The 25,197-nt window shown below is 69.2% G+C and carries 22 protein-coding genes; 13 read left to right on the forward strand and 9 right to left on the reverse strand.

Translation table 11 applies throughout. The features are described 5' to 3' along the window. Positions 1–30: 30 nt before the first annotated feature. Positions 31–825, forward strand: a complete 795-nt coding sequence (locus N536_RS0120965; RefSeq protein WP_029115402.1) for a ParA family protein — start codon at positions 31–33, stop codon at positions 823–825. Here the strand turns inward: N536_RS0120965 and N536_RS0120970 are convergent. Both N536_RS0120970 and N536_RS39055 read right to left on the reverse strand, forming a co-directional pair. Continuing rightward, positions 822–2,039 carry a PQQ-binding-like beta-propeller repeat protein gene (locus N536_RS0120970; protein WP_029115403.1) on the reverse strand — a complete coding sequence of 406 codons (1,218 nt, stop codon included), beginning with the start codon at positions 2,037–2,039 and terminating at the stop codon, positions 822–824. The genes N536_RS0120965 and N536_RS0120970 overlap by 4 nt on opposite strands. 18 nt (positions 2,040–2,057) lie before the next feature. Beyond that, a complete protein-coding gene (locus N536_RS39055; RefSeq protein WP_081809307.1) occupies positions 2,058–3,596 on the reverse strand; it encodes a DEAD/DEAH box helicase in 1,539 nt (512 codons plus the stop codon). A 222-nt stretch (positions 3,597–3,818) separates the two neighbouring features. On the opposite strand from N536_RS39055, the gene N536_RS0120980 reads away from it, so the two are divergent. Continuing rightward, the gene (locus N536_RS0120980) at positions 3,819–4,511 is read left to right on the forward strand and encodes a ferritin-like fold-containing protein (protein ID WP_029115404.1); all 693 of its coding nucleotides are present in this window, start codon (positions 3,819–3,821) and stop codon (positions 4,509–4,511) included. A 6-nt stretch (positions 4,512–4,517) separates the two neighbouring features. On the opposite strand, the gene N536_RS0120985 is transcribed toward N536_RS0120980, so the two are convergent. Beyond that, positions 4,518–5,300 (reverse strand): MmpS family transport accessory protein, encoded by a 783-nt coding sequence (locus tag N536_RS0120985; RefSeq protein ID WP_029115405.1) that lies wholly within the window; start codon positions 5,298–5,300, stop codon positions 4,518–4,520. Between the two features lie 229 nt (positions 5,301–5,529). On the opposite strand from N536_RS0120985, the gene N536_RS0120990 reads away from it, so the two are divergent. Continuing rightward, on the forward strand, positions 5,530–5,778 hold the full coding sequence (locus tag N536_RS0120990) for a DUF3107 domain-containing protein (protein WP_029115406.1): 249 nt from the start codon (positions 5,530–5,532) through the stop codon (positions 5,776–5,778). A 10-nt stretch (positions 5,779–5,788) separates the two neighbouring features. Here N536_RS0120990 and N536_RS0120995 read toward each other — a convergent pair whose 3' ends face one another. Next, a complete protein-coding gene (locus N536_RS0120995) occupies positions 5,789–6,472 on the reverse strand; it encodes a TetR/AcrR family transcriptional regulator (protein WP_029115407.1) in 684 nt (227 codons plus the stop codon). Positions 6,473–6,646: 174 nt separating this feature from the next. Between N536_RS0120995 and N536_RS0121000 the strand changes: the two genes are divergently transcribed. The 3 genes from N536_RS0121000 to N536_RS0121010 all read left to right on the forward strand — a co-directional run bounded on the left by N536_RS0121000 (position 6,647) and on the right by N536_RS0121010 (position 10,013). Continuing rightward, on the forward strand, positions 6,647–7,843 hold the full coding sequence (locus N536_RS0121000; RefSeq protein WP_369798452.1) for a DUF3152 domain-containing protein: 1,197 nt from the start codon (positions 6,647–6,649) through the stop codon (positions 7,841–7,843). Positions 7,844–7,945: 102 nt separating this feature from the next. Further along, positions 7,946–9,121, forward strand: coding sequence for an adenylyltransferase/sulfurtransferase MoeZ (gene moeZ / locus N536_RS0121005; RefSeq protein ID WP_029115409.1), 1,176 nt, complete (start codon positions 7,946–7,948; stop codon positions 9,119–9,121). A gap of 37 nt (positions 9,122–9,158) precedes the next feature. Next, positions 9,159–10,013, forward strand: a complete 855-nt coding sequence (locus N536_RS0121010; RefSeq protein ID WP_029115410.1) for a TIGR02569 family protein — start codon at positions 9,159–9,161, stop codon at positions 10,011–10,013. Here the strand turns inward: N536_RS0121010 and N536_RS0121015 are convergent. Both N536_RS0121015 and N536_RS0121020 read right to left on the reverse strand, forming a co-directional pair. After that, positions 10,010–10,306 (reverse strand): MGMT family protein, encoded by a 297-nt coding sequence (locus N536_RS0121015; RefSeq protein WP_029115411.1) that lies wholly within the window; start codon positions 10,304–10,306, stop codon positions 10,010–10,012. The two genes, N536_RS0121010 and N536_RS0121015, sit on opposite strands and share 4 nt — an antisense overlap. A 1-nt stretch (position 10,307) precedes the next feature. Further along, positions 10,308–11,090: an alpha/beta fold hydrolase gene (locus tag N536_RS0121020; RefSeq protein WP_029115412.1), complete on the reverse strand. Its 783-nt coding sequence runs from the start codon at positions 11,088–11,090 to the stop codon at positions 10,308–10,310. A 64-nt stretch (positions 11,091–11,154) separates the two neighbouring features. Here N536_RS0121020 and N536_RS0121025 point away from each other — a divergent pair, with 64 nt between their 5' ends. After that, positions 11,155–14,292, forward strand: coding sequence for an ATP-dependent DNA helicase (locus tag N536_RS0121025; RefSeq protein ID WP_029115413.1), 3,138 nt, complete (start codon positions 11,155–11,157; stop codon positions 14,290–14,292). Next, complete coding sequence (locus N536_RS0121030) at positions 14,289–17,555, forward strand: ATP-dependent DNA helicase (protein ID WP_029115414.1); 3,267 nt, start codon at positions 14,289–14,291, stop codon at positions 17,553–17,555. The genes N536_RS0121025 and N536_RS0121030 overlap by 4 nt, the downstream gene beginning before the upstream one ends. Here N536_RS0121030 and N536_RS0121035 read toward each other — a convergent pair. After that, the gene (locus N536_RS0121035; protein WP_029115415.1) at positions 17,552–17,953 is read right to left on the reverse strand and encodes a membrane protein; all 402 of its coding nucleotides are present in this window, start codon (positions 17,951–17,953) and stop codon (positions 17,552–17,554) included. The two genes, N536_RS0121030 and N536_RS0121035, sit on opposite strands and share 4 nt — an antisense overlap. 45 nt (positions 17,954–17,998) lie before the next feature. Here N536_RS0121035 and N536_RS0121040 point away from each other — a divergent pair, with 45 nt between their 5' ends. Beyond that, on the forward strand, positions 17,999–19,078 hold the full coding sequence (locus N536_RS0121040) for a TrkA family potassium uptake protein (protein ID WP_029115416.1): 1,080 nt from the start codon (positions 17,999–18,001) through the stop codon (positions 19,076–19,078). A 20-nt stretch (positions 19,079–19,098) separates the two neighbouring features. Further along, entirely contained in the window at positions 19,099–20,025 is a 927-nt protein-coding gene (nudC, locus tag N536_RS0121045; protein ID WP_029115417.1) for an NAD(+) diphosphatase, read from the forward strand. A gap of 4 nt (positions 20,026–20,029) precedes the next feature. On the opposite strand, the gene helR is transcribed toward nudC, so the two are convergent. Next, a complete protein-coding gene (gene helR / locus N536_RS0121050) occupies positions 20,030–22,189 on the reverse strand; it encodes an RNA polymerase recycling motor ATPase HelR (RefSeq protein ID WP_029115418.1) in 2,160 nt (719 codons plus the stop codon). 172 nt (positions 22,190–22,361) lie between these two features. Then, entirely contained in the window at positions 22,362–22,844 is a 483-nt protein-coding gene (locus tag N536_RS0121055; RefSeq protein WP_029115419.1) for a DinB family protein, read from the reverse strand. A gap of 194 nt (positions 22,845–23,038) precedes the next feature. On the opposite strand from N536_RS0121055, the gene N536_RS0121060 reads away from it, so the two are divergent. From N536_RS0121060 to N536_RS0121070, 3 genes are all read left to right on the forward strand, one after another. Beyond that, positions 23,039–23,401, forward strand: a complete 363-nt coding sequence (locus N536_RS0121060; RefSeq protein ID WP_029115420.1) for a group 1 truncated hemoglobin — start codon at positions 23,039–23,041, stop codon at positions 23,399–23,401. A 148-nt stretch (positions 23,402–23,549) separates the two neighbouring features. Continuing rightward, entirely contained in the window at positions 23,550–24,449 is a 900-nt protein-coding gene (locus N536_RS0121065; protein WP_029115421.1) for an ABC transporter permease, read from the forward strand. Beyond that, a complete protein-coding gene (locus tag N536_RS0121070) occupies positions 24,446–25,177 on the forward strand; it encodes an ABC transporter ATP-binding protein (RefSeq protein ID WP_029115422.1) in 732 nt (243 codons plus the stop codon). Before N536_RS0121065 ends, N536_RS0121070 begins: the two co-directional genes overlap by 4 nt. Positions 25,178–25,197: the final 20 nt, after the last annotated feature.

The following is a 25,197-nucleotide window of genomic DNA, read 5'->3' on the forward strand; positions in this document are numbered from 1 at the left end:
TTTGCGGGCGAGCGAAGCGACGGGGAGAATATGACGCGGGTACTGGCGGTCGCCAATCAAAAGGGTGGGGTCGCCAAGACGACGACGGTGGCGTCGTTGGGCGCGGCGATGGCCGAGCAGGGCAAGCGGATCCTGCTCGTCGACCTGGATCCGCAAGGGTGTTTGACGTTCTCGCTCGGTCAGGACCCGGACAAGCTGGCGGTGTCCATCCACGAGGTGCTGCTCGGCGACGTCGAACCGGACGCCGCGCTGGTGCCGACCGTGGAGGGCATGACACTGTTGCCGGCCAACATCGACCTCGCGGGCGCCGAGGCGATGCTGCTGATGCGAGCGGGGCGTGAATACGCGCTGAAGCGGGCGCTGGCCAAGATCTCCGGCGACTTCGACGTCGTGATCATCGATTGCCCACCCTCGCTGGGCGTGCTGACGCTCAACGGGTTGACGGCCGCCGGTGACGTGATCGTGCCGTTGCAGTGCGAGACGCTGGCCCACCGCGGCGTCGGCCAGTTCCTCCGCACGGTTACCGACGTCCAGCAGATCACCAACGCCGACCTGCAGTTGCTCGGCGCGTTGCCGACGCTGTACGACTCGCGCACCACGCACAGTCGCGACGTCCTGCTCGACGTCGCGGACCGTTACGGCCTAGTGGTGCTGGGGCCGCCGATTCCGCGCACCGTGCGGTTCGCTGAGGCAAGCGCGTCGGGCTCGTCGGTACTTGCTGGACGAAAGAACAAGGGTGCCAACGCTTATCGGGAGTTGGCCGCGGCACTGCTCAAGCATTGGAAGTCGGGCAAGCCCCTGGAGAACTTCAGCCCGGAGGTCTAGCCGGCGCCCAACGCCACCAGGGTGTCGCCGCGCTGTTCGAGCAGCGTGGATCCGGCGACCGCGGGGACCACCCGGGCAGACGCGGCAGGCCGGCTCACCGAGATGTGACTCTCGCCCGCCCCGGTGTCGGGATTGAACACGTCGTAGCCGGTCGTGACGGGAACCAGCAGCTTGCCAGCCAACATCGTCGCGGGACCCACCGGCGCCTGACCGCCTACGGGGCTGACGGTGTACTCGTAGCGCAATCCGTTGGCGGCGAAGACCATCACGCTGTCACCCGTCCACCAGGTGATCAGGTCACCCGCCCGTGTCATGGTCGCATCGAACGACGCAGGCTTGGACATCAACGTGCTGGACACGGTGGTGCCGGTCTCGTCGATGACGTTCACCGTGGGCTTCGGCGTCGGAAGGTACACCGCGGTAGTGGTATCGGAGACGGCGATCACCTGCGCATCGGAATCCGCGGGCACCCCCGGCAGCGCGACGTGCTTCGTCAGCGGCTGGTCTTCTTCCTTGTCCGGGCGCAGCAGGGTGAGCCGCTCGTCGGGCTGCTGGGGACAGGACTCGATCACCGACACCGCCGACGGGCTCGCCGCGGCGGACACCAGTCGGCACAGCGGTTGCGCGGGGACGTCGGGCTTGATGCGGGCGTCCAGCGCGCCGTAGCTGTTCATCCTGACCATGTCGGAACGCCACTGCTCCAGCCGGCTGTCACCGGCCGATAGCACGGTGGTGCCGTCGGTCGAGAGCCGCACCTCGGGGTCGGCGTACGCCGTCCGGGTCGGTCCGCGCTTGCCAGTCTTGCCGTCGATGGTGCTGACCTGGCCGCAGCCGCGAGCGTCGGGATAGACCGCGACGGCGTACTGATACACCGACGTGACCCCGCACAGGTCCTGGTCCCGCGCGAAGCTCCAGAGGACCGCTCCGGTCGCGGGGTCGCGACCGTCGACCTGGCGTCCGGCTCCGGTCACCACGCTGCCGGCCGCCAACACCGGCTGTGTGGTCGCGGGGCTGGCGGCGGTCCAGAGTTGCCGCAGCGTGGTGGGGACGTCACGGGCGGACTTGAACGCGGGGACCGGCGTTGCGGCGGGACGGCTGATCGTCGCTCGCGCATCGCTGGTCCACCAGATCAACCCGGCGGTGACGACCACGACCGCGGCGATCGCCAGCGCCACCAGGACGTCAGCCCTGGTGCGGCGTTCCGGAGAGACCATCGAGTGGAGTTGCCCCGCCTAGCCGGCGGTGGGTGCGGTGCTGTTCGGGCGGCGACGCCGGCGCCTGCGGCGTGCCGGGCTGCCGTCGCCGGCGGGAGCGGCGTCACCGTCGGCGCCCGGGGCCTGCTGCTCGGTGTTCTCCACGTGCCCGCTGGCGGAACTACCGCCGCGGGTGCGCTGCCGGGTGCGGTCGCGGGTGCGGGCAGGCCGGTCGCCGTCACGGGATTCACGCTTCGGCCGGTCACCGTCGCGGGACTCCCGCTTCGGGCGCTGGCTCGATACCTTCGCGTCGCCGACCGTGCCGGTGACGTCGGTGGGGATGTCGAGATCCTCGTAGAGGTTCGGCGAGTTCGAGTAGGTCTCCGCGGGGTCGGGGGTGTCCAAGCCCAGCGCCTTGTCGATCATCGTCCAGCGGGGCAGCTCGTCCCAGTCGACCAGCGTGACGGCGATGCCGGTCTTGCCTGCGCGGCCGGTGCGGCCGATGCGGTGCACGTAGGCCTGCTCGTCCTCGGGGATCTGGTAGTTGATGACGTGGGTGATGTCGTCGATGTCGATGCCGCGCGCCGCGACGTCGGTGGCGACGAGCACGTCGACATCGCCGGTGCGGAAGCCCTTGAGTGCCTTCTCGCGGGCGCCCTGACCGAGGTCACCGTGCACGGCGCCGACCTTGAAGCCGCGCTCGGCCAGCTCGTCGGCGACCTTCTGCGCTGTGCGCTTGGTCCTGGTGAAGATCATCGTCGCACCGCGGCCACGGGCCTGCAGGACGCGGCTGACCATCTCCACCTTGTCCAGCGCGTGCGCGCGGAACACGTGCTGCTTGGTGTTCTCGTGGGTGGCCCTGGAGTGGGGAGCCTCGGCGCGGATGTGCGTCGGCTGGTTCATGAACGTGCGGGCCAGCGTGATGATCGGGTCGGGCATGGTCGCCGAGAACAGCATCGCCTGCCGGTCCGTCGGGATCTGCTTGAGGATCCGCTCGATGTCGGGCAGGAAGCCCAGGTCGAGCATTTCGTCGGCCTCGTCGAGCACCAGCACCGACAGTCCGCCGAGCTGCAGGTGTCCCTGCTGCGCGAGGTCGAGGAGGCGGCCGGGGGTGCCGACGACCACGTCGACGCCCTTCTGCAGCGCCTCGATCTGCGGCTCGTAGGGGCGTCCGCCGTAGATCGACGTCACCGACAGCTTGCGGTCGCCGACCTTGAGGTACTTGGCGGCGTTGGCCAGGTCGTCGAAGACCTGCAGGCACAGCTCGCGGGTGGGAACCACGATCAGCGCGCGCGGCGCGCCGGTGAGCGGACGTTCGGCGTCGGTGACGATGCGGTGCAGCAGTGGCACGCCGAACGCAAACGTCTTGCCCATGCCCGTGCGGGCCTGGCCGATGAGGTCGTTGCCGGACAGGGCGAGCGGAAGCGTCAGCTCCTGGATGGCGAAGGTGTGCTCGATGCCGCTCTCCGCGAGCGCGCGCACGATCTCCTCGCGCACGCCGAGTTCGGCGAAGGTGGCCGTCTTGGGCTCGACCGTCTCAGTGGTTTCGGTATTGGTTGTCTCAGTAGATGAAGTCATGCGTTGCCGACGTAACCTTTCATAGTCATTCCTCGCGGCGTTCAAGCGCGCACGAGTCTGACGAGAAAGCACCGGGCCCTGGCCTTCGAGGAGGCGAGCCAACTCCGTGCACGCACATTTCTTTGGGGGCGGCCAGCTCGGAAGAGAGCCGCATCCAGCTACATCATAGCTCTCCCGCTTTGCGAAGCGGGTAGCGCGCTGCTCGCCGTCTAGAGTTGAGCCATGACTTCGACCCCGCCCGACCAGACGGTGAACCCCGTGACACCGGGCGTGTCGGTCGACCATCCCGGCGTCAACCAATTGTTCGCGCTGCTGGCATATGGCGAGGTCGCGGCCTTCTACCGGCTCACCGACGAGGCGCGGATGGCGCCCAATCTGGCTGGTCGGATCAACATGGCGAGCATGGCGGCCGCGGAGATGTCGCACTACGAGATGCTGCGCGACGCGCTGGAGCGCCGCGGGGTCGACGTGGTGCCCGCCATGACGAAGTACGCGTCCGCGCTGGAGAACTACCACCGCCTCACCACGCCGAGCACCTGGCTGGAGGCACTGGTCAAGACGTACATCGGTGATGCACTGGCTGCTGACTTCTATCTCGAGATCGCCGATGCGCTTCCCGACGAGGCGGCCAACGTGGTCCGTGCCGTGCTGTCGGAGACCAGTCACTCCCAGTTCGTCGTCGGCGAGGTCAAGGCCGCGGTCACCGCGAGCGACAAGCAGCGCCACCGCCTTGCCCTCTGGTCGCGGCGACTGCTCGGCGAGGCCATCACTCAGGCCCAGTTCGTGCTGGCCGACCACGACGAACTCGTGGACCTCGTGGTGTCGTCCGGTGAGGGACTGGTCAGGCTCACCGAGTTCTTCGACAGGTTGCAGCGCACGCACAGTTCCCGCATGCGGGAGCTCGGCCTCGCCTGAGCCCCGCTACTTGGTGCAGCTGGCGATCATCGAGTTGGTGGCCTGCGCCGCGACGACGGCGCCGCCGGCATCGGTGATCGAGCAGTTCAGCTGGCCCCCGACGCTGGTCGCGGTCACCGAACCCAACGTGACTCCCGGATTGAGCACCACAGTCTTCGACCACGGCAGTGCCACGTTGAAGTCGGTCTGCAATGCGCCCTGGGCGTCGGTGTAGATCACCGTGACCAGATCGAGCAGTTGGCGACTCCCCGTCACCTGATAGGTGATGGTGCTGGGGGCCGGCGCCGACACGGTCGGTGCGGGCTCGGCAGCTGCCGTAGGCGCCGGCGTGACGCTGGTGACCGTCTCGGGCGTCAGCGGTGCCGGTGGCGGGGGAAGCGGGGCCGACGTGGCCACCCGCGGCGCCGTGGACGTGGGCACCTGACTGGTGGTCGCCGCAGGCGGGGCGATGGTCTTCGACACCGAGCCGCTGTCACCGCCGCCGAGGATGACCACCGTGCAGATCACCGCGATGAGCAGGATCGCCCCGGCGACGCCGGCAACCCAGATCCACCGGCGGTCGATCGGATCGCGGTATTCGGTGTAGCCGTCATCGTCGTAGTCGGCATCGTTGTAGTCGTCGTAATCCTCGACGTCGTTGAGCACCTCGGTCTCGTCGACGCTCGAGGCGTAGCGCTCGGGACCGCCGTAGTTTCCGTAGCGCAGCGGGTACGGCTCGGGGGTTTCGACGGTTCGTCGCGTTCGCGTGGTTGCCGAATACGGAGAATGCGGGGGATATGTCCTGCTCATGACGCTTTCCGGGTTGGTGGGGTCCGGGTTCGGAGGATGACTTGGCTGATGCTATCGGGGCGAAAGTGACGGATGTTGTTGGCACGCGCGGCATTGGGTCACGGTCCGGACTCGGTTCGCCCACGGCGATCGTGATGTTCGCGGACCGCGAAGTGACCGTGGCGTCACGGGGTCTCGGCGTCCACTAGCCTTCTCCAGGTAGAACGCACACGAACGGAAAGGGTGCAGCGTGGAGGTAAAGATCGGTGTCACCGACAGCCCGCGCGAGCTGGTTTTCAGCAGCGCGCAGACACACGATGAGGTGCAGAAGTTGGTCACCGATGCGCTGGGAAAAGACTCGGGCGTACTGAGCCTGACCGACGAGAAGGGCCGGCTCTTCCTGGTGCAGGTCGCCAAGATCAGTTACGTCGAGATCGGCGCATCCGACTCGCGTCGCGTCGGTTTCGGCATCCTGGCCGAGACGGTCAAGAAGTCCTAACGAACGATCACTAGCCGCGGCTGAGCGGCACGTGTGCCAGGCCGCCCCAGGCGAACTGCACCGTGCCCTCGACCGCGGCCTCCTTGGAGATCGGTCGGTCGCTGTGCAGCCAGTACCGCGCACAGTCGACGCTCATCGCGACGAGGGCGACCGCGATCATCCGCGCGCGGTGCGCCTCGAGCCCCGAATCGCGACTGATCAAGTCGAAGACGGCGTCCGTGCAGGATTCGGTGGCCACCTTCACCTGGGCGGAAACCTGCGGTTCGGTGACGTAGTCGTTCTCGAAGATCAACCGGTAGCCCTGGCCGTCGTGCTCGATGAAGTCGAAGAACGCGCCCACCGCGGCACGTAGCCGCTGCCGGTTGTCGGTGGTGGTCCGCAGCGCCTGCCGTACGCCGGACACCAGATTGTCGACGTGTCGTTGCAGCACCGCTAGATAGAGCTCCAGCTTGGACGAGAAGTGTTGATACAGAACCGGTTTGCTGACGCCCGCCCGGTCCGCGATCTCGTCCATCCCCGCAGCGTGATAGCCACGGTCGACGAACACCTCGCTTGCGGCGATGAGCAACTGGCCGCGGCGTTCGTCGCGGGGCAGCCGGTTGCCACGTCGGTTGCCGGGGGCGCGTCCAGTCGCGCCGTCACCGGTCGCCGACTGAGCGCGTCGCCTCCCGGAGGCGTTGGCAAGATCGCTCATCAGTCCTCAATCTGGGATACGTGCTGCGTGCCGGGCAGGAGCCGATCTGACCCGGCTGATCATCGAATCGACACTACTACCCCTACTTGAGTGAGCGCGTGATCTGGCGCGCAGCGCCGCCCGGGTGGCGCGCCGGAACCGCAGGGGCGCACCGCTCTGTGCCATCCTGGTTCGGTGACTTACGACCCGGGGCGTCGTCACTGGGGCGAGCGAAGCGACGGGGCATATCGAGGCGCGGGCGAGCGAAGCGACGGGGCATATCGAGCCGGGGGCGAGCGAAGCGACGGGGCATATCAAGGCGCGGGCGAGCGAGGCGACGGAGAACGTTTCGGGGGCGAGCGAAGCGACGGGGGATATAGCGGGGGCGAGCGAGGCGGCGGGCGCGTACCGGTGCTGCGCAATGAGTGGCGGGAGCCGCTGCGCGCGCAGCGGGATCCGGTCGCGAGCGATTCGGGTCGGACGCGGTCCAACCGCGACGAACACCAGCAGTGGCGAAAGCAGACCTGGCTGGGCCGCTTCGTGTCGACCTACGGTTGGCGCGCGTATGCGCTGCCCGTGCTCGTCGCGCTCACCGCAGTGGTCGTCTACCAAACCCTCACTGGCACCGGCACGACGCAGCCGGCCGAGGCGGAAGGCCCGATTCAGGGGCCACCGACCATCAACCCCGCCAGCACCGCCATCATCGGGGCGCCGCCCAAGGGCATGACGCAGTTCGACGCGAGCCTGCCGACCGGCATCCTGCCCGACGGCGGCCCGTACACCGAGGCGGGCGCCAAGACGTGGCACGTCGTGCCCGGGTCGACGCCGAAGATCGGTGAGGGCACGGTGAAGTCGTTCACGTACACGGTCGAAGTCGAGGACGGGGTCGACACCACGGCGTTCGGTGGCGACGAGGCATTCGCGCGGATGGTCAGCGAGACGCTGTCCAATCCCAAGAGCTGGACCCACAATCCGCAGTTGGCGTTCACCCGGATCGACACCGGGGAGCCGGACTTCAGGGTGTCGCTGACCTCGCCGCTGACGGTCCGCGAGGGGTGCGGCTACGACATCCCGCTCGAGTCGTCGTGCTACAACCCCGCCTACGTCGACCAGCCCCGCGTCTTCGTCAACGAAGCGCGCTGGGTGCGCGGCGCCGTACCGTTTCAGGGGGACGTCGGCTCGTATCGGCAGTACCTGATCAACCACGAGGTCGGCCACGCCGTCGGGTATCAGCGGCACGAGCCGTGTGGCGAGAACGGTGCGCTCGCGCCGGTGATGATGCAACAGACGTTCTCCACGAGCAATGACGATGACGCGAAGTTCGATCCGGGCTCCGTCAAGCCCGACGGCAAGACCTGCCGCTTCAATCCCTGGCCGTACCCCATCGCCTGACGAACACACGGGCTTGGCGGGAAGGTTCATGCGGGGATTACCGTTGAACAACGATGCTTGGCGTATTCGTCAAGGGGCAGACTTCGAAATGAGGAGATCCCGGTGTCGACCTTGCCGCCGCTGGTAGAACCAGCGGCCCACCTGACGCGCGAAGAAGTGGCCCGCTACAGCCGCCACCTGATCATCCCCGACCTCGGGGTGGACGGTCAGAAACGACTCAAGAACGCCCGCGTTCTGGTGATCGGGGCAGGCGGGCTGGGTTCACCCACCTTGCTGTACCTGGCCGCCGCCGGTGTGGGCACCATCGGCATCGTCGAGTTCGACGTCGTGGACGAGTCCAACCTGCAGCGCCAGATCATTCACGGCCAGTCCGACATCGGACGGTCCAAGGCGCAAAGCGCGCGGGACTCCATCAAGGAGATCAACCCGCTCGTCGACGTGCGGCTGCACGAGGTGCGCCTCGAACCCGAGAACGCCGTCGACCTGTTCTCGCAGTACGACCTGATCCTCGACGGCACCGACAACTTCGCCACCCGCTACCTGGTCAACGATGCCGCGGTGCTGGCGGGCAAGCCGTACGTGTGGGGCTCCATCTACCGGTTCGAGGGCCAGGTGTCGGTGTTCTGGGAGGACGCCCCCGACGGTCTGGGCCTCAACTACCGCGACCTCTATCCGGAACCGCCACCGCCGGGCATGGTGCCGTCGTGCGCCGAGGGCGGCGTGCTGGGCATCCTGTGCGCGTCGATTGCGTCGGTGATGGGCACCGAGGCCATCAAGCTGCTGACCGGCATCGGCGATCCGCTCCTCGGCCGCCTGATGGTCTACGACGCGCTCGACATGACGTACCGCACCATCAAGATTCGCAAGGATCCCTCGACGCCGAAGATCACCGAACTGATCGACTACGAGGCGTTCTGCGGTGTGGTGTCCGACGCCGCCGCGGAGGCTGCCGCCGACTCCACGATCACCCCGCGCGAGTTGCGCGAGATGCTCGACGCCGGCAAGCCGCTTGCGCTGATCGACGTCCGCGAGCCCGTCGAGTGGGACATCAACCACATCACGGGTGCGGAACTGATCCCCAAGGGCGCGTTCGAAACGGGTGAGGCGCTGGCCAAACTGCAGGTCGACCGCACCCCGGTGTTCTACTGCAAGACCGGCGTGCGGTCGGCCGAGGTGCTGGCCATCGTGAAGAAGGCCGGTTTCTCCGACGCCAAGCACGTGCAGGGCGGAATCGTCGCCTGGGGCAAGCAACTCGAACCCGACATGGTCATGTACTGACGGCTGGTTAGCCGGAGCACCGCTTAGTCTGAGCTCTGTGACCGTCGACCCGCCGCCTGAACATGTGCTGGTGGCGTTCGGCCTCACCGGACTTCGGCCGACCCTTCTCGGCTCGAGCTGGGAAGGGGGCTGGCGCTGCGGCGAGGTCGTGCTGTCCATGGTGGCCGACCACGCCCGCGCCGCATGGTCGGCCAAGGTGCGGGAGACGCTCTTCGTCGACGGGGTTCGGCTGGCCCGCCCGGTGCGCTCCACCGACGGCCGCTACGTGGTGGCCGGTTGGCGCGCCGACACATTCGTCACCGGAACGCCCGAGCCGCGCCACGACGAGGTCGTCTCGGCCGCGGTGCGGCTGCACGAGGCCACCGCGCGTCTGGAGCGACCGCGCTTCCTGACCCAGCCGCCGTCGGTGCCGTGGTCGGACGTGGACGTCTTCATCGCGGCCGACCGCGCGGCGTGGGAGGACCGGCCGCTGCACACGCTTCCGCCGGGAGCACGGGTGGCGCCGGGTTCGGCGGATGGGCAGCGGTCGATCGAGTTGATCAACCAGCTCGCCTCACTGCGCAAGCCGACCCGCAGCCCGAGCCAGTTGGTGCACGGCGACCTGTACGGCACCGTGCTGTTCGCGGGTACCACCGCGCCCGGCATCACCGACATCACGCCGTACTGGCGGCCGGCGTCCTGGGCGGCCGGGGTGGTGGTGGTCGACGCGCTGTCCTGGGGTGACGCCGACGACGGCTTGGTCGAGCGGTGGACGTCGCTGCCGGAGTGGCCGCAGATGTTGTTGCGGGCGTTGATGTTCCGGTTGGCGGTCCATGCGCTGCACCCACGGTCGACGGCTGCGGCGTTCCCCGGCCTGGCGCGCACCGCCGCGCTGGTCCGCTTGGTGCTCTAAAACTGGTGCCGAACTTCGGCGAGCCGCACCCGGCCATCGACTGCCAGCACGCCTTCGGCCCGGAGTAGCTCCAGCTGCCGGGTGGCCAGGTGGGCGGCGGGCCGGCCAGACGCGCCGATGACCCGATGCCACGGCAGGTCCGACGAGTCGGTGCGCATGATCCACCCGACGATCCTCGGGCTGGAAAGCCCTGCGGCTTCGGCGATGTCGCCGTATGTCGCGACACGTCCCGCGGGAATGGCCGCCACCAGTGCGCGGACGCTCTCGACCTGTTCGTCGGTGACGGCGGCCATGTCAGACCGCGTGTCGGCGGATCAACTCCGCGGTCTCCGCCGGTTTGGCATGGGGCACCATGTGATCGCAGTCGAACTCGACGAGTGTGAAGTCGGACCCGAGCTGCGCGTCGAGTGCCGCGACGAGTTCGTCGGTGACGTACGGCGGGTCGGTGCGCGTGGCGCGGACCAACGTCGTCGGCGTTCCGTCGCGCGGCAACGTGAACGGCCGGCTCAGCTCACTCCAGTACGACATCATCGCCGGAATGTTGATCCGCCAGCCCATTCGGCCGTTCGGCAGCGCCATCAGGTGCTCGTCGAGGTCGCGTTCCAACTCGGCGGGCTCGACCTCACCCCACGAACCGGACACCTTCTCTTGACGTGCCTCGTCGCGGTCCGTGTAGTCGGGTGAGGCGAACATGGCGTCGGCAACCTCGTGCATCCACGCACCGTCGAGGCCGACGGCGGGATCGAGCAGCACCACCCCGTCGATCAGATCCGGTCGTGCCGCAGCGAGACTCAGCGACACCGCGCCGCCGAACGAGTGCCCCACCACCACGACCGGGCTGCCACCTTCCGCGTCGAGCAACGCGGCCAGTGCATCCACGTTGGCCTCGATCGTCCACGGTGCGTTCCACGACGACCGCCCGTGGCCAATCAGATCCGGGGCGACGATCGACAACTCGGGCAGGTACCGGTTGGCCAGCGTCTCCCAGCGTTGGCCGTGGCCGGTCAGGCCGTGGATGGCCAGGATCCGCGGAGTCCCCGCAGGGCCGTAACGGTAGGTGTTCAGCGCATCGGTCACGGCGTCGATGCTGCCAGGCGGCTCGGGACCAAAATCTGTCGGACCCCCGTGGTGTCATTCCGTCATGCCCACTTCGCACGCCGACCTGTCGCCCGCAGCGCTGACCGAGTCCGGTCTGCACGGCAGCGTGCGCCTGCTCGGTGGGCCGGGTACGGGCAAGTCGCATCTACTGACTCGCGTCGCCGCAGCCCGCATCAGTGCGGGCTGCGATCCCGAATCCGTTCTGCTGCTGACCGGTTCGGCACGTCTCGGCATGCAGGCCAGGGCCGCCATCACGTCGGCGCTGTTGGGGGAGGGCACCGCCGGTCCGGTGGCGGTGCGCGAGCCACTCGTCCGCACCGTGCATTCGTACGCGTTCGCGGTGCTCGGTCAGGCGGCCCGGCGCAACGGCGATCCGCCTCCGCGGTTGATCACCAGCGCCGAACAGGATGGCATCGTCCGCGAACTGCTGGCCGGTGACTTCGCCGACGGCGACGATGCGTCCGTTCGGTGGCCTGCCGCACTGCGGCCCGCCTTGCTTACCGTCGGGTTCGCCACCGAACTGCGTGACCTGTTGGCCCGCTGCACGGAGCGCGGCGTCGATCCGCTTGAGCTGCAACGCATCGGCCGCCGGACCGGCAGGCCGGAGTGGGTGGCCGCGGGCCGGTTCGCTCAGGTCTACGAACAGGTGATGCTGCTGCGCTCCGCGGTGGGCATGGCGGCGCCGCAGGCCACCGTGCCCGCCCTTGGTGCGGCAGAACTCGTCGGTGCCGCGCTCGAGGCGTTCGCCACCGACCCGGAGCTCCTGGCCGCCGAACGCGCTCGCGTCCGGCTGCTGCTGGTGGACGACGCGCAGCACCTCGACCCGCAGGCCGCGCGGCTGGTGCGGGTGCTCGCGGCAGGCGCGGAACTCAGTGTCATCGCAGGCGATCCCAACCAGTCGGTCTTCGGTTACCGTGGCGCCGATCCCGAGTTGCTGCGTGACGACGAGGTGCCCGCCGTCGTGCTGACGCGGTCGCACCGGTGCGCACCTGCCGTGGCCCGCGCGGTCAGTGGCATCGCGCGGCGGCTGCCCGGTGCCGATGCCGCCCGTGACATCACCGGGGACGACGAGCGCGACGGTTCGGTGAGCGTGCGGATCGCGGCGTCACCGCACGCCGAGTCGGCGCTCGTCGCGGACGCGTTGCGCCGCGCGCATCTGGTCGACGGCGTGCCGTGGTCGGAGATGGCGGTGATCGTGCGGTCGGTGCCGCGAACGGGAGCGGCACTGGCCCGGGCGCTGAGTGCGGCGGGCGTGCCGGTGGATCAGCCGTCCGGCGCGGCCCTCGCCGAACATCCCGCCGTGGCCGCGTTGTTGACGGTTCTCGAGGTCGCCGTGCACGGCTTGGACGGCGAGCGGGCGATGGCGCTCGTGACGGGACCGATCGGCCGTGTGGACCCGGTGTCGTTGCGGCAGTTGCGTCGTGCGTTGCGCAGGGCCGATGGCAGCCAGCCACCGCGCGAATTCGCTGATCTGCTCGTCGAGGCGCTCGACGGCCGTCCCGTCGATCTGCCCGATCAGCTGGCCCGGCCGCTGCGCCGCGTCGCCGCGGTTCTCACCGCGGCCGGACGAAGTGAAGCGGCGGGGCGGGATCCCCGGGTGACACTGTGGAATGCCTGGCATCACAGCGGCCTGCAGCGGCGCTGGTTGGCGTCGACCGAACGCGGCGGTCAGGGCGGCATCCAGGCGGGCCGTGATCTCGACGCCGTGACGGCCCTGTTCGACGTCGCCGAGCAGTTCGTGTCACGCACGGCCGGCGCGTCGGTGACCGGTCTGGTGGACCACGTGCGGGCCATGGCGTTGCCCGCAGGCGGCCGGGACGAGCGGCGCGTCGGTGAATCCGTCGCCGTGCTCAGCGCCCACGCCGCGCTCGGGCGCGAATGGGAGGTCGTGGTGATCGCCGGACTCCAGGAAGGGTTGTGGCCCAACACCATTCCCCGCGGCGGGGTGCTCGCCACGCAACATCTGATCGACCTGCTCGACGGTGTCGCCGATCCGATGTCCGGCGCCATGTCGACGCGGGCGCCGCTGCTCGCCGAGGAGCGCAGGTTGCTGATCTCGGCCTTGGGCCGGGCGCGTTCGCACGTGGTCGTGACGGCCGTCGACGGCGACGAGGGGGACGGGTCGGAATTGCCGTCCCCGTTCTGCGCCGAACTCGCCGCGCTGGCCACCGACGCGGTGCAGGCCGACACGGCGCCCGTGCACGCGCCGCGAGTGCTGGCGCCTGCCGCGCTGGTCGGCAGGTTGCGCGCGGTGGTGTGCGCGCCGGCCGAAGCGGTCGACGAGGCGTCACGGGTCTGCGCGGCAACGCAATTGGCGCGTCTGGCGGCGGCCGGGATCGAGGGCGCGGACCCCGCGCAGTGGTACGGTACGACGCCGCTGTCGACCGACGAGCCGTTGTGGTCGGGCGAGGGTCACGTCGTGACGCTGTCTCCGTCGCGGTTGCAGACGCTGACCGATTGCCCGCTGCGCTGGATGTTGGAACGCCACGGCGGTGCGGATGGCCGCGACGTGCGCTCGGCGCTCGGGTCGTTGATCCACGCGCTGGTCGCTGACTCCGACAAGAGCGAGGCGCAGATGATCGCCGAACTCGAACGGCATTGGGAGGAGCTGCCATTCGATTCGCAGTGGCACTCGGCCAACGAGTTGGAACGCCACCGCACCATGTTGTCCGCGTTCGTCCGCTGGCGATCCCAGACGCGGCACGAGTTCACCGAGGCCGGCGCCGAGGTCGACGTCGACGGCGTCGTGGTGCCCGCCGAAGGGTCACAACCCGGGGTGCGGGTGCGTGGCCGGGTCGACCGGTTGGAGCGCGACGCGGAGGGGCGGCTGGTGGTCGTCGACGTCAAGACCGGCAAGACGCCGGTCAGCAAGGACGACGCGCAACGCCACGCTCAGTTGGCCGCCTACCAGTTGGCGATCGCCGAAGGGCTCGTGCCGGATGGCGATCAGGCGGGTGGGGCGCGGCTGGTCTACCTGGGCAAGATCGGCTCGGCAGGGCCGTGCGAACGCGAACAGGACCCGATGACCGCCGAGGGACGCGAACTCCTGCGCGAGTCGGTGCGGCAGGCCGCGGCGGCCACGCAGGGCCCAGAGTTCCTGGCGCGCATCAACACCGGGTGTGCGCACTGCCCGGTGCGGGCGATCTGTCCGGCGCAGGCGGCGATCGGTGGTCGGTCGTGACCGCCGGCTACAGCCCCGCCGAACTGGCCGAGGCGCTCGGCATCTTCGCCCCGACGGAGGAGCAGGCCGCCGTCATCGCCGCGCCGCCGGGACCGTTGGTGGTGATCGCGGGGGCGGGGGCAGGCAAGACCGAGACCATGGCCGCGCGGGTGGTGTGGCTGGTCGCCAACGGCTATGCCGGGCCCGGTGAGGTGCTCGGCTTGACCTTTACCCGCAAGGCGGCGGGCCAACTGCTGCGCCGCGTTCGCACCCGGTTGGCCCGCCTCGCCGGCGCGGGCCTGATTCCCGGCGGGCCGGGCGAGACCGTCGACGAACACCCGACGGTGGCCACGTATCACGCCTTCGCGGGGACGTTGCTGCGCGAGCGCGGTCTGCTGTTGCCGGTGGAGCCTGCCACCCGACTGATCGGTGAAACCGAGTTGTGGCAGTTGGCCTATCGCGTGGTGTGCGACCATCCCGGCCCGCTGGACACCGAGAAGTCACCGGCCGCGGTCACGGCGATGGTGCTGCGCCTGTCGGGTCAGCTCGCCGAACATCTGGTCGACACCGATCAACTGCGCGACACCCACCTCGAACTCGAGCGGTTGGTGCACACGCTGCCTGCGGGGCCGCGCCAGCGCGATACCGGCCCCAACCAGTCGCTGCTGAAGATGCTGGCCACGCAAACCGACCGCGCCGAACTCGTCCCGCTGGTCGACGCGCTGCACGCCAGGATGCGGGCCGAGAACGTCATGGACTTCGGCATGCAGATGTCGTCCGCCGCCCAGCTGGCGGCGTCCTTCCCCGAGGTGGGAGCCGAACTGCGGGGCCGCTACCGGGTGGTGCTGCTCGACGAGTACCAGGACACGGGCCACGCGCAGCGCGTCGCCCTGTCCGCGCTGTTCGGCGGCGGGGTGGACGACGATCTGGCGTTGACCGCCGTCGGCGATCCGATCCAGTCGATCTACGGCTGGCGGGGCGCATCGGCGACGAACCTGCCGCGGTTCACCACGGACTTCTGCCTTTCGGACGGCACTCCGGCGCCGACGCTGGAGCTGAGGACCAGTTGGCGCAACCCGCCCCGCGCGCTGCGGCTGGCCAACGCGGTGTCGTCGGCGGCGCGGCGCCGCTCGGTGGCCGTGCGGGAGCTGTTGCCGCGGCCCGGCGCGCAACCCGGCACCATCCGGTGTGCCTTGCTGAACGACGTGGTCAGCGAACGGGACTGGCTGGCAGACGGTTTGGCCCGGATCTATCACGGCGCACGCGAGGCGGGCACTGCGGTACCGACGGCCGCGGTGCTGGTGCGGCGCAACGCCGACGCGGTACCCATTGCCGACGCGTTGACGGCGCGTGGCGTGCCCGTCGAGGTCGTCGGATTGGCCGGGCTGCTGGCCATTTCGGAGGTCGCCGACGTGGTGGCCATGTTGCGGTTGGCGGCCGACCCGACGGCCGGCGCCGCCGCGATGCGGGTGCTCACCGGGCCGCGCTGGCGGCTGGGGGCCGCGGATGTCGCCGCGCTGTGGCGCCGGGCCGTCGAACTCGACGATCCCGGCCGGGCGGCCGACCGTGGATCCGTCGCGCAGATCGTGGCCGCCGCCGCGCCCGACTCGGACACCGCGTGTCTGGCGGATGCCATCGGGCATCCGGGGCCGCGGGAGCGATACTCGCCAGAGGGGCACCGGCGCATCGTGGCATTGGGCCGCGAGCTGACCGCGCTGCGCGGGCAGCTGCATCATCCGCTGCCCGATGTCGTCGCCGAGGTGCGGCGCATGCTGGGCGTCGACGCCGAAGTCCGTGCGGCACAGTCGGTATCGGCGGGGTGGAGCGGAACCGAACACCTCGAGGCGTTCACCGACGTGGTGGCCGACTTCGCCGCACGCCCGGGAGCGTCCGTGCCTGCCCTGTTGGGCTACCTCGATGCGGCCATGGACGTGGAGAACGGGTTGGCTCCCGCGGAGCTCACCGTCTCCAACGACCGCGTGCAGATCCTGACCGTGCACGCCGCGAAGGGCTTGGAATGGCAGGTCGTGGCCGTGCCGCATCTGAGCGGCCGGGTGTTCCCCTCCACGGCATCGCCGCGCACCTGGTTGTCCGACCCGGCCGATCTGCCGCCGCTGCTGCGCGGTGACCGGGCGACGGAGTCCGAGCACGGCGTTCCGGTCCTCGACACCAGCGACGTCAATGACCGGAAGGCGTTGTCGGACAAGATCACCGAGCACAAGCGTCGGCTCGATCAGCGTCGCGTCGACGAGGAGCGTCGGCTGCTGTACGTGGCCCTCACGCGGGCCGAGGACACGCTGGTGTTGTCGGGGCACCACTGGGGTGCCACCGAACTCAAGCCACGGGGGCCCTCGGAATTCCTCGTCGAGATCCGCGACGTGATCGAGCGGTCTGCGGCCGAGGGCGATCCGTGTGGAGTCATCGACACTTGGGCGCCCGACCCGGCCGACGGCGAACGAAACCCCTTGCAGGAAGAGGTGACCGAGCGGTCTTGGCCCACCGACCCGGCTGGCGCGGCCCGGCCGGACGTGGATCGGGGTGCCGCATTGGTGGCGTCGGTGCTGGCGGGTGCCGCCGACGTGGAGTCCGGGACCGGCCGCGACCCGGTCGACGTGGACGGCTGGGCCGCGGACGTCGACGCCTTGCTGGCCGAGCGCGAGCGGGCGCTGGAACGTCCGCCGGTCGCGCTGCCCGGTCAATTGTCGGTGAGCGCGTTGGTGGACATCGGCCGCGACCCCGAGGGGGCGCCTGCGCGGCTGCAGCGCAGATTGCCGGTCCGACCCGACCCGCATGCGGCGCTGGGCACGGCGTTTCACGACTGGGTGCAGCGGTTCTATCACGCCGAGCGGCTGTTCGACCTGGACGACCTCCCCGGGGCCGTGGACGGCGACCTGGGGCGTGCCGAGGGGGAGGACCTCGCGGAGCTGCAGGCCGCGTTCGCGGTGTCGCCGTGGGCCACGCGGTCGCCGATCGAGGTGGAGACGCCGTTCGACATGGTGCTCGGCGGCACCGTGGTGCGGGGGCGGATCGACGCGGTGTTCGCCGACGACGACGGCGGCGTCACGGTGGTGGACTGGAAGACCGGCGAAGCGCCTGCCACACCGGAGGCCTTGCAACAGAACGCGATTCAGCTGGCCGTCTACCGGCTGGCGTGGGCCGCGATACGTGACGTGCCGGTGTCGTCGGTGCGGGCGGTCTTCCACTACGTGCGCAGCGGCGTGACCGTGGCCCCCGATCAGCTAGCGGGGGCCGACGAGTTGGCGGCCCTGCTGGAGGTCGCCTAGCGCGGCGCGTTGCGGTACGCCTTGAGCGCCTGCATGATCATCGGCACCTGCAACGGCAACCGCGCGATCGTGCCGATGCGGGCCGGCCAGCCCTTGGACCACCACAGCCGGACCATGTTGACGTTCGCCGGGAAGACGCCGATGAACAGTGCGACGGCCGCGAGCGCGCCGAGCCTGCGGGTGCGCGGGACCAGCAGCGCCGCGCCGGTCGCGGCCTCCGCGACACCCGACGCCAACGTGTAGAACCGGGCGCTGCCGGGCAATGCGGCGGGAACGATGCTGTCGAACGGTTTCGGTGCGACGAAGTGCAGCACACCCATGCCGATCAGCATTGCGCCCATCCGCTGGGCGGGAACCTGGCTGGGCACGCCGTCGACTGCTGAGGTGGGGGAGGTCATGGTTACATTGTGCTGTGCTGCGCCTCCGGCGGATGATGGGCCCTCGTGGCCAAGGGTAGGTTGCGTCGTCAGCTGGAGGCGATCGATCAGAACCTGACGTCCAGGCCGGACGCCGACCTGGTCGGCGTGCTCAACATTCCGAAGCCGTTCGTCAGTCCCACGCGTCGCATCATGATGCGCGTCCTGTACGCGCTGCTGGCGCTGTTCGCGGCCGTCCTCATCGTCTACCTGGACCGCGACGGTTACCGTGACGTGCAGGACAACGAACTGTCGCTGCTGGACTGCCTCTACTACGCGACCGTGTCGTTGTCGACCACCGGTTACGGCGACATCACCCCGTTCACCCCGTCGGCGAGGCTGATCAACGTCCTGGTGGTCACGCCACTGCGCATCGCGTTCCTGATCGTGTTGATCGGTACCACGGTCGAGACGCTGACCACCCAGTCGCGGCAGGCGTTCGACATTCAGCGTTGGAGGAAGAACGTGCGCAATCACACCGTCGTCGTCGGCTACGGCACCAAGGGCAGGACCGCGGTCGCCGCGATGATCGGCGACGACGTCGCGGCGGGCCAGATCGTCGTCGTCGACGAGAACCCCGCCGCGCTGGAGCGGGCCAAGAGCGCCGGTCTGGTGACCGTGCGCGGCAGCGCGACCGACTCGGAGGTACTTCGGCTGGCCAGCGCGCAGCACGCGAAGTCCATCATCGTCGCGACCAACCGCGACGACACCGCCGTGCTCGTCACGCTGACCGCCCGCCAGCTGGCGCCCAACGCCAAGATCATCGCGGCGGTACGGGAAGCGGAGAACCAGCATCTGCTGCGGCAGTCGGGCGCCGACACCACCGTCGTCACCTCGGAAACCGCGGGACGGCTGCTCGGCATCGCCACCACGACCCCGTCCGTCGTCGAGGTCATGGAGGATCTGCTGACCCCCGACGCCGGCTTCGCGATCTCCGAACGCCCCGTCGAGACGACGGAGGTCGGTGGGTCACCCCGCCACCTCGGCGACATCGTGCTGGGTGTGGTCCGCGACGGCAGGCTGCTGCGGGTCGACGAGCCCGAGGTGGACGCCATGGAGTTGGGCGATCGGCTGCTGTACATCCGCAGCGCGGACGCCGAGCGGTGACGGGCGAGATAACCGGCGGCATGGCCCACTTCCAGCTGCGCAACGTCCCACTGCTGTCCCGGGTGGGCGCCGACCGCGCGGACGTCCTGCGCACCGACGTCGATGCCGCCATCGCAGGCTGGTCGGATGCGCTGGTGCTGCGCGTCGACCGGCGCAACCAGGTCCTGATCTCCGGCGGCAAGGTGGTGCTCGGCAGCGCGGCGAAACTGTCCGACGCCCCCGCCGACAACGCGGTGTTCCTCGGCCGGCTCGAGGATGGCAGGCACGTGTGGGGGATACGGGGCGCGTTGGAGGCGCCCGACGACCCAGACGCCGAGTCGGAGGTTCTCGACTTGCGCAGGGCCGGTGCGATCTTCGACGACGTCAGTGCCCAGCTGGTGTCGACCGCGACCGCGCTGCTGAATTGGCATGACAGCGCGCGGTTCAGCGCGGTGGACGGCTCGCCGACCCGGTCGGCCAAGGCCGGCTGGTCGCGGGTCAACCCGGTCAACGGTCACGAGGAGTTTCCCCGGATCGACCCGGCCATCATCTGCCTGGTGCACGACGGGCACGACCGCTGCGTGCTGGCCCGCCAGACGTTGTGGCCCGAGCGGCTCTTCTCGCTGCTCGCCGGATTCGTGGAGGCCGGCGAATCGTTCGAAGCGTGCGTCGTCCGCGAGATCGCCGAGGAGGTCGGTCTCAACGTATCCGACGTGCGCTACCTGGGCAGCCAGCCGTGGCCGTTCCCGCGCTCGCTGATGGTGGGCTTCCACGCCATCGGCGACCCGGAGCAGGAGTTCGCGTTCAACGACGGCGAGATCGCCGAAGCGGATTGGTTCACCCGGGCGCAGGTTCGGGAGGCCCTCGAACACGGTGACTGGAGCAGCGATTCGTCGTCGCGATTGCTGCTACCCGGCTCGATTTCCATCGCCAGGGAGATCATCGAGTCCTGGGCAGCGCTGGACTGAGCCGTCAGGTGCTCGTCAGGATGACGAGCTGGCGCGTCGCCCTGGTCATCGCGACGTAGCGGTCGACGGCCCCTTCGATGCCGGCGCCGAACGTCTCCGGGTCGACGAGGACCACCAGGTCGAACTCGAGCCCCTTCGCCAGCTCCGGGGTCAGGGACTGGACGCGCGACGTCGCCGGGAAGCTCTGCGCGTCACGGCCGATGACGCAGGCGATGCCCTCGGCATTGGCGGTCAGCCAGCTGTCGATGACCGAGCCCAGATCCGCCGTCGATCCGTGGACGACGGGAATGCCGCTGCTGCGGATGGACGTCGGCACGTTGGCGTCCGGGATCTCGGCCCGGATGACGGGCTCGGCTTCGGTCATCACCTCCTCCGGGGTCCGGTAGTTGATGCTCAGCGAGGCGATGTCGACATGGGTGAGCCCGATCCGCTCGAGCCGCTCCTGCCACGTCTCGGTGAACCCGTGCCGGGCCTGGGCGCGGTCGCCGACGATGGTGAAGCTGCCAGTCGGGCAGCGCAGCAACAACATCTGCCACTCGGCGTCGGTCAGTTCCTGAGCCTCGTCGACGACGACGTGCGCGAACGGACCGGCGAGATCGTCGGGTTCGATGCTCGGCAGTGCGTTCTCGTCGACCAGGCTCTGCTGGAAATCCGGACGCCGCAGCATCGACATCACCATTATCTCCGAGTCGTCGGACTCGATGAGGTCCTCGACGACGTCGGCCATCCGCGCCTGCTGCGCCGCTGTGGCGGCCTGCCGCCGGCGCCGACGCTGCGCCGCCTGCGGGTCGCCGAGACGTTGCCGTGCGGCGTCCAGGAGCGGCAGATCGGACACCGTCCACCGTTGGGGTTGCGCGCGCTGCAGCTTGCGGACGTCGTCGGGGCTCAGCCAGGGCGCGCACTTGCGCAGGTAGGCGGGCACCGACCAGAGGTCTCCGACGAGGTCGGCGGCCTCGACCAACGTCCACGCGTTGTCGACGGTCGTGCGCAGTTCGTCGTTGCGCAGCAGCGACTGCCGCAGCTGGGCGGCGGGCACGTCGTCGTCGTGCTTGTCCATCAGGATCTCGAGCAGCCGGTCCCAAATCTGTTCCCGCGCTTCGTTATGCGGAGTGCCGGGTTCGGGCGCTTCGAATGCCTCGGCCCAGTCCTCGGGAGTGAGGCGGATGGCGGACCACTCGGTCGCGACCGTCATCGCGGTGGTGGGCGGCTGTTCGTAGAACCTGACGGCGGCGTCGATGGCCTTGACCAGATGCGTGGACGACTTCAGGCGGGCGACGTCCGGGTCCGCTTCGATCCGTGCGGCGGCGCCCTCGGCGACGAGGTCGCGCAGGGTGCAGAGTTGGACGCCCTCCTCCCCGAGGCTGGGAAGGACGTCGGCGACGTAGTTCAGGTAGGGCTGGTGCGGGCCGACGAACAGCAGGCCGTGTCGGAGTCGGGGGTCGGCGTAAAGCAGGTAGGCGGCGCGGTGCAGGGCGACGACGGTCTTGCCGGTACCGGGACCGCCGTCGACGACGAGAGCACCGCTGGATCCCGCCCGGATGATGGCGTCCTGGTCGGCCTGGATGGTGCCGAGCACGTCCCGCATCCGCGGTGACCGATTGGCGCCGAGGCTGGCGATGAAGGCGGATTGGTCGTCGAGTGCGGCGTGGTTGTGCAACCCGTCCGATGTGAAGACCTCGTCCCAGTAGTCGGTGATCCGTGGCCCGTCCGCCGATCTGGAACTCCAGCGATACCGACGCCGGCTGACCAGGCCCATCGGGTTGGCGTGGGTGGCACCGAAGAAGGGCTCGGCCGCGGGCGATCGCCAGTCGATCAACAGCTGGTTTCCTGCGCCGTCGAGGAGGCCGAGCCGCCCGATGTACAGCGGCTCGGGATCGTCCGCGCGGACGACGCGGCCGAGGCACAGGTCCAAACCGAAGCGGCGCAGGGAGCGCAGCCGAGTGTTCAGGCGGTGGACCTCGAAGTCGCGCTCCATGGCCTCCTGGCCCAAGCGGCCGGGCGCCTTCCGCGTCGCATCGAGGCGGTGGGACAGGTCCGCGATGGTCTGTTCGAGGCTCGTCGCGATGGCCGCGAAGTGCCGCTCGTCGTTCGCGATCAGGGCTGGGTCGGCCTTGGCGGCGAGGCGGTCGGGCAGGTCGAACGCGCTGGTGGTCAAGTGGTTCACGCCGCCACCTCCGCGCCGAGCTGCAGTGCGCGCATCCGCATTTCGTCCCCCCAACTTCCTCAGATTCCGGCTTCGGCCAGCCAGTTTGAGGTACACCCGGGGTCTTGCCGCAAGCCCCCCTGTGCGCTATATGTTGAAAGTGGAAGGAGTGAGTTAGCCTCCTCGCCTTCGATCAGACACCCGTCGCGCCGTCGATGTTCTCGCGGATCAAATCGGCATGGCCGCTGTGGCGCGCGTACTCGGCGATCATGTGGACGTAGATCCACCGCAGGCTCACCTCGGTGCCCATGAACGGGCTGGTGTCGTCCAACCCGCTCGCCGCGCAGTTGGCGCGGGCATGGGCGACTTCGTCCTGCCAGGTGGACACCGCGGCACGGAACGGCGTGTGTTCGGAGACGGCGAAGCCGCCGTCGTGCGGGGAATCATCGGCGCCCCGTTCGTAGATGGGGGGCGCTGACTCGCCGGCCAGGACGCGGCGGAACCAGTTGCGTTCCACCTCCGCCAGGTGCTGGACGAGGCCCTGCAGGGTCAAGGGCGACGGTCGTGCGGCCGCCGTTCGCAATGCCGGATCGTCGAGGCCGTCACACTTCAGCAGCAGGGTGCTGCGGTAGAACTCGAGCCACCCCTCCAGCGTGGCGCGTTCGTCGGCGTTCATGGGCGGCGGCGGTCGATCTGTCACGGACGACGATCTTGCCAGCCGGGGGTGACACCGTCGGGCAGCACCGAGCCGACCTCACCGACGGGACATGACGGCGGTGAGGTCCCCGTAGCGCCGGGGCTACCACGGCACAACGACACAGCAATCGGCGTGTCGTCTGCTGATGGCATCACACACGAAAGGGGTTGACGATGCCCAGCATCTATCAGCAGATCGGCGGTGGCGAGGCACTCGAGACGGTCGTCGAGGACTTCTATTCGCGCGTCCTCGACGACGAGGAACTGGCCGGCTTCTTCAGTGGGACGAACATGGCCCGACTCAAGGGGAAGCAGGTCGAGTTCTTCGCTGCCGCGCTCGGCGGGCCCGAGCCGTACACCGGCGCGTCGATGAGCCAGGTGCACCGGGGTCGCGGAATCACCATGCACCACTTCAACCTGGTGGCAGGGCACCTCACCGAAAGTCTGGCCGCTGCAGGTGTGCCCGCCGACATCGTCGAGCAGATCATCGGTGCCATCGCGCCGCTGGCTTCCGACATCGCGAGTATCCCTGCCTAACCGCTGGACGCAATAGAATCCCGCCGATTTGATGGGTCGGCAAGCGGCCACGGTTGCGGCATGGTGATCAGGACATCAACACGACGCGATCGATGGCGGCCACCAGATGTGGCCAATCCGGGGATGCGTCGGCCGAAGGACACGCGCCATGACCGACGTGAGTGTGGCCACGAATCCGGCGGTCGCCCTGAGGCTGCCGCCCGCTGCGCCGACGCCATCGGCAACGCGGGAAGTCTTCGTGCCGGGAAGCATCAGGCACCAGAACGTCTTTGGCGCCTTGCGTCAGCGGCTGCGCTGGCCGCTCGGGATCTACACGACTCCGGTCGTCATCCTCGTCGTCTGGGAGATCCTCGCCCAAGCGGGCGTGTTGCAGCCGACCTACGCACCGGCGCCGACCGACATCATCGCCACGACCGTGACCCTGTGGCGCGACGGGGTCCTCGGCCCCGATCTCGCGATCTCCTTGCAGCGGGCAGGGATTGGCCTCGCGCTCGGCCTGAGTGTCGGCATCGTGACCGGAGTGCTCGGCGGCTTCCTGCGCAGCGGTGAGTACCTGTTCAACGGACTCGCGCAGATCCTGAACACCATCCCACTGCTCGCGGTGCTGCCGCTGATGGTCGTGTGGTTCGGCATCGACGAGCTCACGAAGATCCTGCTGATCGCGTTCGGCGCAGGCGTGCCGATGTACCTCAACCTCTTCGCGTCGATCCGCGGTGTCGACCAGCGTCTGATCGAGATGGCCCGCACCACGGGCGCTGGTTCCTGGCGCGTGGTCAGCCGCGTGTTGTTGCCCGGCGCGCTTCCCGGTTTCCTTGTCGGCCTGCGCTTCTCGCTCGCCTACAGCATCCTCGGCCTGGTGGCGGCCGAGACGGTCAACGCCGACGAGGGGCTCGGTTTCCTCATCACCCAGGCCCAGACGTACCTGCAGACCAACAAGGTCTTCGTCGGCTTGGTGATCTACTCGATCCTCGGCCTCGTCGCCGACCAGCTGGTCCGCACGCTCGAGCGGATCCTGCTGCGCTGGCGCCCAAGCTATGAGGCGACGTGAGCAGCGCCATCGCCGAGGCACCCCGTCAGCAGACCGGTGTGCTCGTCGAACGCGTGGTTCGCACGTTCGGTGACCGCAACGTCCTCGATCATCTCGATCTGACGATCGGTGACGAGGAACTCGTCGTCCTCCTCGGTCCTTCGGGTTGCGGGAAGAGCACGCTGCTACGCCTCCTAGCCGGGCTGGACAAGCCGGACGGCGGACGGATCGAGGTTCCCGCGAAGCGGGCGATCGTGTTCCAGGCCGACCGGTTGCTTCCGTGGCAACGCGTGCTGCGCAACGTCACGCTCGGCCTGCGCGGCTCCGATGCCGATCAGCGGGCGCGCAAGGCGCTCAGCGAGGTCAACCTGGCAGGCCGCGAGAAGGCCTGGCCCAGAGAACTTTCCGGCGGTGAGGCGCAACGCGTCGCGTTGGCTCGCGCGCTGGTCTCCGAGCCGGAACTCATTCTGCTGGACGAGCCGTTCGCCTCGCTGGATGCGATCACCCGGCTGCGGATGCACGATCTGGTTCGCGAACTGCGCCGCAAGCATCACGCATCCATGCTGCTGGTCACCCACGACGTCGACGAGGCGATCGCGCTGGCCGACCGCATCGTCGTCATGAGCAACGGACGCATCGGCAACGCCCACCGGGTGCAGCTGTCGGCGGCCGCCCGTGAGGCGAGCGTGGCCAGGGAGGAACTCCGGGCCTCGCTGCTCGCGGACCTCGGCCTCGCCAGCCAGCACTGAACCCTCTCGCTTCACCCCCT

The organism is Mycobacterium sp. URHB0044 (genome assembly GCF_000620625.1).
Classification (GTDB): Bacteria; Actinomycetota; Actinomycetes; order Mycobacteriales; family Mycobacteriaceae; genus Mycobacterium.